This window comes from Deltaproteobacteria bacterium PRO3, from assembly GCA_030263375.1.
Lineage (GTDB): Bacteria > UBA10199 > UBA10199 > DSSB01 > DSSB01 > DSSB01.
This window is the reverse complement of sequence record SZOV01000013.1, coordinates 1-8,067: the sequence shown is the minus strand read 5'-3', so window position 1 is coordinate 8,067 and position 8,067 is coordinate 1. Positions and strand designations below refer to the sequence as shown.

Genomic DNA, 8,067 nt, shown 5'->3' with positions numbered 1-8,067 from the left:
CTAATCGAGGGCCTTGGCCTCGTTCTCCGCCGCGAAATACTGCTGGTCGGCCAAGTTGCGCAGGTAAGTGACCGGCGTCAGGCCGAGGCGGCGGGAGACCTCCAGGTAATCCTGGTCGCTGTGCTTGACGCGCCAGCGCAGCTCTTCGAGCGAGGCCATCGCCTCCGAGACGAGGCGGTCCGCGCGGCTGATGCCGGCGAGCTGGATGGGCCGAGACCCCGCCTCGTCTCCGAAAAAATGCCCGCGGAAGTGCCGGAGGTGCTCGGCCTCGTGCACGAGGAAGCGCACCCGGTTGCGGATCTCGTTGAAGGCCAGGTCGAGGCCCCGCGCCGTGCCCAAGTCCAACGGCGGAAGCTCGGGGATGAGGATGCGGTCGCGTTCGCCCTGGCGCTTGGCGAGCAGGGTCAGGGCTAGGCTGCGCCCTTGGGTCAGTCCCCAGTGCCGGTCGATTTCTTGGAATCTCGCCATCGGCACGATCTCGACGGAGACCGAGGCGTCCTGCAGCAGGCGGATCTGGGCCTCGGCCAGGGGATTGCCTTGGCGGTCGGTGGGTTCGGGATGGCGGCTCGGCTCGGAAGAGCGGAGGTATTGGCCCGTCCGGGGGTCCTTGACGAGGCGCCAGAAATCGAAGAGGTCGCCGACCTCCAAGGGCCGCCCGCGTTGGACGAATTCCCAAAAGGCCTCCACCAACCGGGCCTTGCCGACCTCGGTGAGCCGAGGCTCGGCGAGGTGGGGTCCGATGTCTTGGAAGACCGACACCAGCTTGCGGGCCAGGCGCAGGTCGTTCAGATAGCCGGTATGCTCTGAGCCCGTCAGCTGGTAGGCGATGCCCTCGGCGGGGACGCCGGCGCGGCGGAGGGCCTCGATCCGCAAGTGGGTGAGGTCCGGAGCGGGGTCGGTGGCGAGCTCCGCGAGCTTGGCGGGGACGTCGCGCATCGCGAAGATGTCGTGCAGACGCTGTAGGACCACGCTGCCCATCGGGTGGGCGCGGGCGTAGTCGAGGGCCGCGTCGACGTCGACGGCCAGATAAAATCCCTTCGCGCGGCCCTCCCCGAAGGTTCGGATGATTTCGGAGGCGAGTTGCGTCCGTCCCCGGGAGCGGAGATAGGCGAAGTTCAGCAGCATCTCCCAATCTTTGTGCCGATAGCCGTCCCAGTGGAGGGTCGCCTCGTCGCGGTGCCGCGTCCAAAACGATTCGGGAAAGACGGCCTGAGCGGGCACCGCCCAATTTTCGTCGTAGGGCAGGCGGAGGATCAAGTCGTGCTGGGCCCTGCGGTCGAAGCCACCCTCGAGGGTCCGGAAGATCTTTTGAAAACTCTGCAGGCGGGTGGGGCGGTGGTCCTCGGCGGCGGCGCTGCCGATTTGGAGCTGGAGCAGGGCGTAGTCGAAGCTGCCGGTGCTGCGGCGCAGGGCGTTGGCGATGAAGACGTCCTCGATGGCCAGGACCGTGTAGAGCTGTTCTTTGCTGCCGCGGTTGGGGGCGTAGAACAGGGCGTCCAGCAGGCGCTCGTGGAAATTCGGCAGGCTGCAGGGGATGCGGCAGGCGGCGCGCAGGATCTCGCTCGAGTAATATCCCTCGGCGGTGGGGGGGAAGACCCGAAGGTACTTTTCCTCCAGCTCGCGGATCCGCGTTGGCGGCGGGGTGGACTCGCGGCCCACCATGAAGGAGAGGCCGGACAGCTTTTCCGCCACGGCGAGAGGCGGCGCCGGGACGGGGACGGGGCCGGCGAGGGCGAAGGCCGTCTTCGGCCGCGGGGCCGGCGGCAAGGGGCCTTGCTGCGCGCGCAGCTCGAGGCCCGCCTCGAAGCTTCGCCACGATCGCCCCATCAGCCCTCGGCTCAGGGCGCCCGCGACTTGCAACTGAAAGAAGGTGCCCAAGTCCTCGGCGAGTCCGGCGCCGGGCGCTCGGTTCGGGCGCAGCCCCGCGGCGATCTCGAGGCGATGGCCGAGGGCGATGCCCCCGAAGAGCGCGACCTGTGGCAGGAGACCCGCCGAAAGACGCGCGGCCGCATGGTCCGAGGGCAGGCGGCGGCCGGCGGAGGCGGCGAGGGCGCCCGTGCGCTTGAGGCTGCCCAAAAATAAAGCGGCCGCGCCCAATTCCTGAGGGAGCGGCGCGAAACCTCCTTCGGGCACTTGCCGGAGCAGGATTCGGCCGGCCCGGGTCCCGAAGGTGAAGGCGGGGACCTCCACGCTCAAGCCCGCGAGCGAGGCCCAGAGCCGCGCCAACGGCACGCCCGAGAGACGGCCGAGCGCGGCCAGGCGCACCCAGCGGTAAACGCCGCCCGCGAGACCCATCGCGATCAAGGAGGAGGGGTCTAAGACGTGCTCGGTGAAATGTCGGAATTGCGACTCCAACCGATCGGAAAATTTTCCGCCGCCGGACAATAGCTCCAGCGCTCCTCCCGCCCGCGCGGCGAGCGGGGCGGGGGCGGCCGTTTGGATTTGGGAGTAGAGGAGGGCGGCCAATTCCGGACGGCGCTTTTCTTCGAGCTCGCGGGCGAGCTCGATCAGGCCGGCGGCGCGAAGGGAGGCGTCCGATTCGCCTTGGAGGCCTCGGAACTTGGCCGCGGCCCAGCGCAAGCCTGGGGACTGCAGGCGCGAGAGAAATCCCGCCTCCCAGGATAGTGGATCCTCGAAATTTTTTGGCGTTCCGTGCCCCCTCGATGCGCGGATGGGGTGAAGCCGAGCCCCGGTCCAAAAAGTCAAGGTTGTGCCCTCCGCCGCTCCTTCCTCAAGCTGGTTGAAACCCCGTGGGACTTGACGAAGCCCGGACGGGCCCCTGCGATCTTCGCCGCATGGGACGCGCGCGTGATTTTTCACCAGCCTTCCAGGAGGAGCGTGCGAAAACCTGAATGACTGTGCTTAGATAGGTGACAGATTTTCGTGGCCCCCGAAAAAAAGTTGTGTAAAAATCGCCGCCTTCATGTTCGCCGCCCTGCGAAAATCCCTCCTGGCCTTTTGCCTGGGGGCCTTGACCTTCACTCCCTGGGAGATCCTGATGGCCCGGCTCGAGATCGTCCAGTACGCCCGGCCCGAATTCATGGGGATCTCATGGTGGTCGCCGGTGGGCTTCGGGGTGGGGACGGCCTTCGCGATCCTTCTCTTCGTCACCCTCGACCGCATGTTGCACTTCCAGATCGACTACCAGGGAGGAAAGCTCGTCTTGGAGTACCTGCTGCTCGCCATGGTCTACACCTTGATCCTCCTGTTCCGCGGCTCCCCATATCTATTGTCCTTGGGGCTGCTCCTGCTGATGGTCCTGCGCCTGATCTTCTTCCATCAGTCCTGGGACGTCTTGACCTTCCTGATCGGGGCCTGCGTGGGGCCGACGCTCGAGCTGGTTCTCACCAACCTCAATCTTTATTTCTTTACCGAACCGGATTTTTTGGGCATGCCCTATTGGCTGCCGCTCCTTTGGGGGGCGGTGGCCTTGGCGCTGCGGCGTTTGAGTTGGATCATTTCCCCGCCGCCGGCGCCGGCAAACTTGTATTCCGTGAAACTTTGAAGAGGAGAGAGACCCCATGAAGCGAAAGAAATGGACCGCCGCGGCGGTGGCGACGGCGATGTTGGCGATGACGGCGGGAACGGCCGCGGCCGCGGACAAGGCGGCCGAAAGCGTCCCCAGCAAGGCGGCCGCAAAGCCCGCCCCCTACCAGACGACGGCCTCGGGATTGAAATACCGCGACAAAGAGGTGGGGAAGGGCGCCAAGCCGGCGCAGGGGCAGAGGATCAAGGTGCACTACACCGGGCGCCTCACGGATGGTACCGTTTTTGACAGCTCCATCTCACGCGGCCAGCCGATCGAATTCACCTTAGGCATCGGCCAGGTCATCAAGGGCTGGGACGAGGGCCTGTCCACTATGCGCGTCGGCGGCAAGCGCGAGCTGGTGATCCCGCCCGAGCTGGGCTACGGCGCCCCCGGACGGCCGCCGGTGATTCCGCCCAACGCGACCCTGATCTTCGACGTCGAACTCGTAGACGTCGCGGCGGCGACCCGTTAAAATACCCTCGGTATGGAGGAATCCCGATGATCGAAGAATACGGCACGCTCTCTGAAGAAGAACTGATCCAAGAGATCATGGCCGAGCTCGAAGAAAACGGCGAGATCGATCCGAGCGACCTCGACTTCAAATTCGAGGACGACAAGCTCAAGATCACCGGCACCCTCCAAAATGAGGATGAGCTGGAAGTGCTGATCGGCGTCCTCGAGGATTACGTCGACCCTAAAGATTACCAATGCGACGTAGAGCTGATGGAAGAAGGGGTCGATTCCTCCCTGGTCCGGGAGCGCCGCGCCTCCCGCGAGGCCGAGGACGAGGACTATGAGGAAGAGGAAGAAGACGAAGACTTCGACGACGACGGCCTCGAGGAGGTCGACGAGGACGAAATGGACTTCGACGAGGACATGGATGAAGAAGAGGATGATGAGGGCGGCGACGATAAATGGTGATGGCCTTGGGATAAATATTACTTAACATAATGCATCTTATAAGTTTAACGGATAGAAAAGCGCGCCTGCTTGGACCTTGTTTTTAAGGTCGAAAAACGCTAAATCCCCCGGCCATGTCGACCTCCCCGAAAGCCCAGCCTCGGCCCCTCGGCCCCGCGGCCGAACCCTCGCTCCGCGAATCCCTGGACAGCTCGATCCAACGCGCCCAGCAGCTCCTGCTGCGGCACCAATTCCCCGAAGGTTTTTGGTGGTACACGCTCGAGGCCAACGAGACCATTGGCGCCGAATACCTCTTTTTACGGGAATTTTTAGGCATCCCCGATCCCCAGCTCAGCCGCGCCCTTTGCCAAAGGATGCTCAGCCAGCAGCGCGCCGACGGCTCCTGGGCCATCTACTATAACGGTCCCGGCGACCTCAGCACGACGGTGGAATGTTATTGGGCCCTTAAGATGGCCGGCACGCCGGTCGACGACCCGGCCATGGTCCGGGCCCGCGGTTTTATCCGGTCCCACGGCGGTCCCACCAAGGTTCGCGTCTTCACCAAGATCCACCTGGCGATGTTCGGACTGGCGCCATGGTCCGCCGCCCCGGCCATGCCCTATATCTTCATGATGCTGCCGCGCTGGGCCCCCATCAATATCTACGAGTTCAGCTCTTGGGCCCGGGCCTGCATCGTCCCGCTGCTCATCGTCCTCAATGAAAAACCTGTACATAAGCTATCGATCGACCTGGAGGAGCTCTATCCCGAGGCCCCGGCCGATCGCGACTGGTCGGTCTCGTCCTCCGAGGGCGATTGGTTTTCGATAGGTAAAGTCTTTCTTTCTGTAGATAAGTTCTTGAAAAACATAGAAAAAATAAAAATCCCCCGCTTCAAACGCGGCTCAGCGGTTAAGCGTTGCTTGCGGTATATCCGAGAACATATTGAAAAAACAGAAGATATTTATCCGGCTATGGCCTACAGTGCCTTGGCCCTCAAGACCCTCGGCTATCCCAACGAGGACCCGACGATGCGTCAGTGCCTCAAGGGGCTGGCGGCCTTCCATCAGCTTTGCGACGGCGATCTCTTGCACATCCCCAAGCAGGTCGGCGCGGATTTGGACGGCGACCGGCGCTACCTCCACCAGCAGTGCTGCATCTCCCCCGTCTGGGATACCCCTTGGGCGGCGGTCAGCCTCTGCGATAGCGGCTTGAACCCCGAGCACCCCGCCTTACGCCGCGCGGCGGATTGGCTGGTGAGCAAGCAGATCACCGACGTCCGGGGCGACTGGGCGGTGAAGAAGCCCCGGCTGAAACCCGGCGGCTGGTCCTTCGAGTTCAAGAACGACTACTTCCCCGACGTCGACGACACCCTCGAGGTCTTGAGCCTCTTCCACAAGATCGGCTACCCCTCGGCCGAGATCAAACGCTCCTTCGACTTGGGGCTGGACTGGCTGCTCGGCATGCAGAGCAAGAACGGTGGCTGGGCCGCCTTCGACGTCGACAACGACCTGCACCTGGTCAACAAGATCCCCTTCTCCGACCACGGCGCCTGCCTGGACCCGCCGACGCCGGACATCACCGGGCGCATGCTGGAGTTCCTCGCCCTGATCGGTTGGGACCGCGAATCGCCGGTCGTGCAGCGGGCCTTGAAGTTCGTCTACCGAGAGCAGCTGGAGTGCGGGGCCTGGGAGGGCCGCTGGGGCGTGAATTACGTCTACGGCACCTGGTGCGTCCTGCAGGGCCTGGCCGCGATCGGCGAGGACTTGAGCGATCCGCGCATCCAGAAGGCGGTCACCTGGCTGAAGCGGGTACAGCTGCACGACGGCGGTTGGGGCGAGTCCTGCGCGGGCTACGCCGAGGACCGCTTTGTCTCCCTCCCCTATTCCGTGCCCTCGCAGACGGCCTGGGCCTTGATGGGCCTGATCGCCGCCGGCGAGGCCGATTCGCCGATCGTCGAGCGCGGGATCGAATTCCTGATCCGCCGGCAGAACGACCACGGTTGCTGGGACGAGCGCGAGTACACCGGGACGGGATTTCCGGGGCACTTCTACATCCGTTACCACGGTTACCGGCATTATTTTCCGTTGCTGGCCTTGGGGAGATACCGCCGCGCGAGGCCGAAATAAGACCTAGGGTCGTCTCGGCGCAACCTTCGACGGTTTTTTCGACAGCTTGTTAGAACTCGTCTTCGGGCGTGAAGTCGCCGTCGAGGATCTCGCCGTCGTTGCCCTCTTTCCGGAAATGCACCTCGCCCTGATACAGCTCGGCCACGCGCTGCTGCACGTCGTCGATCTGCGACTTGGGCGTCGAGGTGCCGGCGCCGATGCCCAGGTGGCGGATGCCCTGCAGCCACTCGGCCTGCAATAGGTCCGGCGAATCGATATGGTAGGTCTTTTCGGGGAGATACTTCTTGGCCAGATTGGCCAAATTGGTCGTGTTGCTGGAGTTGAAGCCGCCGACGATCAGGATGGCGTCGACCCACTGGGCCAGGTCTTCGACCGCCTCCTGCTGGTTTTTCACCGGCTTGCAGCGCGTGTCGACCGCGCGCATGTTGGGGTACTTGGTGTCGCGGATGTACTTGACGATCTTCTCGAACTTCTCCTTCGTGATCGTCGTCTGGCAGATCGCGATGGTCTTCTCGAGGCCGGCGGGCAGGCGGTCGACCTCTTCCTTGGAATATACGACGTGGATGTTGCCGCCGTAGCTGCGGCTGGCAATGATCTCGGCGTGGTTGGGGTTGCCGATCAGGATGATGTGAAAGCCTTGATCCTCGAAGGTGCGGATCTTTCGATAGACCCATTTCAGCAAGACCGGGCAGGTCGCGTCGTGAAACTGGATGCCCTTCTCCACCAGTGCCTCTTTCAATTCTTTGGGATAGCCGTGGGCGGTGATGACGACCTCTTTCACCCCGTCGTGGATCAGGTTGTCGAGCTCTTGGTAGCGCTCGAGGATGGGGATGCCCTTTTGGGCCAGGTCGTTGACGATCTGGGGGTTGTGGACGATGGGCCCCAGGATGGGCTTGCGGTGGGTCTCGGCCAGCTCGATGGCGGCCTCGACGCCGAAGCAGGTGCCGGCGCTTCTTGCGACGATGACTTCCAGGGGCGGGAGGGCTTGCGTTGCGTTTTCTTGCATATTTTTGGGACTTTTGCGGCTTTTCTCGCGAATGTCAAGGCGTTGCGTGGGTTTCTTTCTGCAATATATTGTTCGTTGAGTATGGTGGTTTGCCGCGTCCGCCCCGAGCCGCGGAGGATGTGCCCCGTCGCGACACGGCTTGGCCCCCTCAGGCCGGGGGCCAAGCCTCCGCGAAAAAGTCGAAATTATATAGGCCTTAAGGTGTTCGACTTTTTCGAGGGTCGCGAGCAGGGGCACATCCTCCGCGGCTCGGGGCTCGTGCTAGATGCCTTCGGGAAAAAATGAAATGTGACGAAGGTCGAGCGCCGTAATTCTGAGAGTGAAAATTTTACTGATTGAGTATTGTGGAGCATGCTCCGTACGAAATGGCGCGATACAAATCTCATTTTTCGATACCGGTTTCGATACCGGCACGAGCCCCTAGCCGGGGGCGACATGTCCCCAAGCGGGACCCTCTGAAAAGCCGATCACCTTGAGGCATCCAATAATATCGGCTTTTCAGCGGA

The 8,067-nt window shown here is 63.1% G+C and carries 5 protein-coding genes and 1 pseudogene; 3 read left to right on the top strand and 3 right to left on the bottom strand.

From position 1 onward, the window contains the following. The gene (locus FBR05_03925; GenBank protein ID MDL1871334.1) at positions 1-2,706 is read right to left on the bottom strand and encodes a hypothetical protein; all 2,706 of its coding nucleotides are present in this window, start codon (positions 2,704-2,706) and stop codon (positions 1-3) included. A 217-nt stretch (positions 2,707-2,923) separates the two neighbouring features. Here FBR05_03925 and FBR05_03920 point away from each other — a divergent pair, with 217 nt between their 5' ends. Both FBR05_03920 and FBR05_03915 read left to right on the top strand, forming a co-directional pair. Then, a complete protein-coding gene (locus tag FBR05_03920) occupies positions 2,924-3,505 on the top strand; it encodes a hypothetical protein (GenBank protein ID MDL1871333.1) in 582 nt (193 codons plus the stop codon). A 16-nt stretch (positions 3,506-3,521) separates the two neighbouring features. Continuing rightward, on the top strand, positions 3,522-4,001 hold the full coding sequence (locus tag FBR05_03915) for an FKBP-type peptidyl-prolyl cis-trans isomerase (protein MDL1871332.1): 480 nt from the start codon (positions 3,522-3,524) through the stop codon (positions 3,999-4,001). 322 nt (positions 4,002-4,323) lie between these two features. Here FBR05_03915 and FBR05_03910 read toward each other — a convergent pair. Further along, positions 4,324-4,428, bottom strand: a pseudogene (locus FBR05_03910) (peptidase). Positions 4,429-4,563: 135 nt separating this feature from the next. Here FBR05_03910 and shc point away from each other — a divergent pair. Continuing rightward, a complete protein-coding gene (gene shc / locus FBR05_03905) occupies positions 4,564-6,555 on the top strand; it encodes a squalene--hopene cyclase (GenBank protein MDL1871331.1) in 1,992 nt (663 codons plus the stop codon). Between the two features lie 49 nt (positions 6,556-6,604). Here the strand turns inward: shc and ispH are convergent, their stop codons facing one another. Continuing rightward, entirely contained in the window at positions 6,605-7,561 is a 957-nt protein-coding gene (ispH, locus tag FBR05_03900) for a 4-hydroxy-3-methylbut-2-enyl diphosphate reductase (protein MDL1871330.1), read from the bottom strand. Positions 7,562-8,067: the final 506 nt, after the last annotated feature.

Bases quoted from the DNA above. Each gene is read 5' to 3' on its own strand.
- shc (MDL1871331.1), top strand. From the start codon at position 4,564: ATGTCGACCTCCCCGAAAGCCCAGCCTCGGCCCCTCGGCCCCGCGGCC.
- FBR05_03920 (MDL1871333.1), top strand. From the start codon at position 2,924: ATGTTCGCCGCCCTGCGAAAATCCCTCCTGGCCTTTTGCCTGGGGGCC.
- FBR05_03915 (MDL1871332.1), top strand. From the start codon at position 3,522: ATGAAGCGAAAGAAATGGACCGCCGCGGCGGTGGCGACGGCGATGTTG.
- ispH (MDL1871330.1), bottom strand. From the start codon at position 7,561: ATGCAAGAAAACGCAACGCAAGCCCTCCCGCCCCTGGAAGTCATCGTC.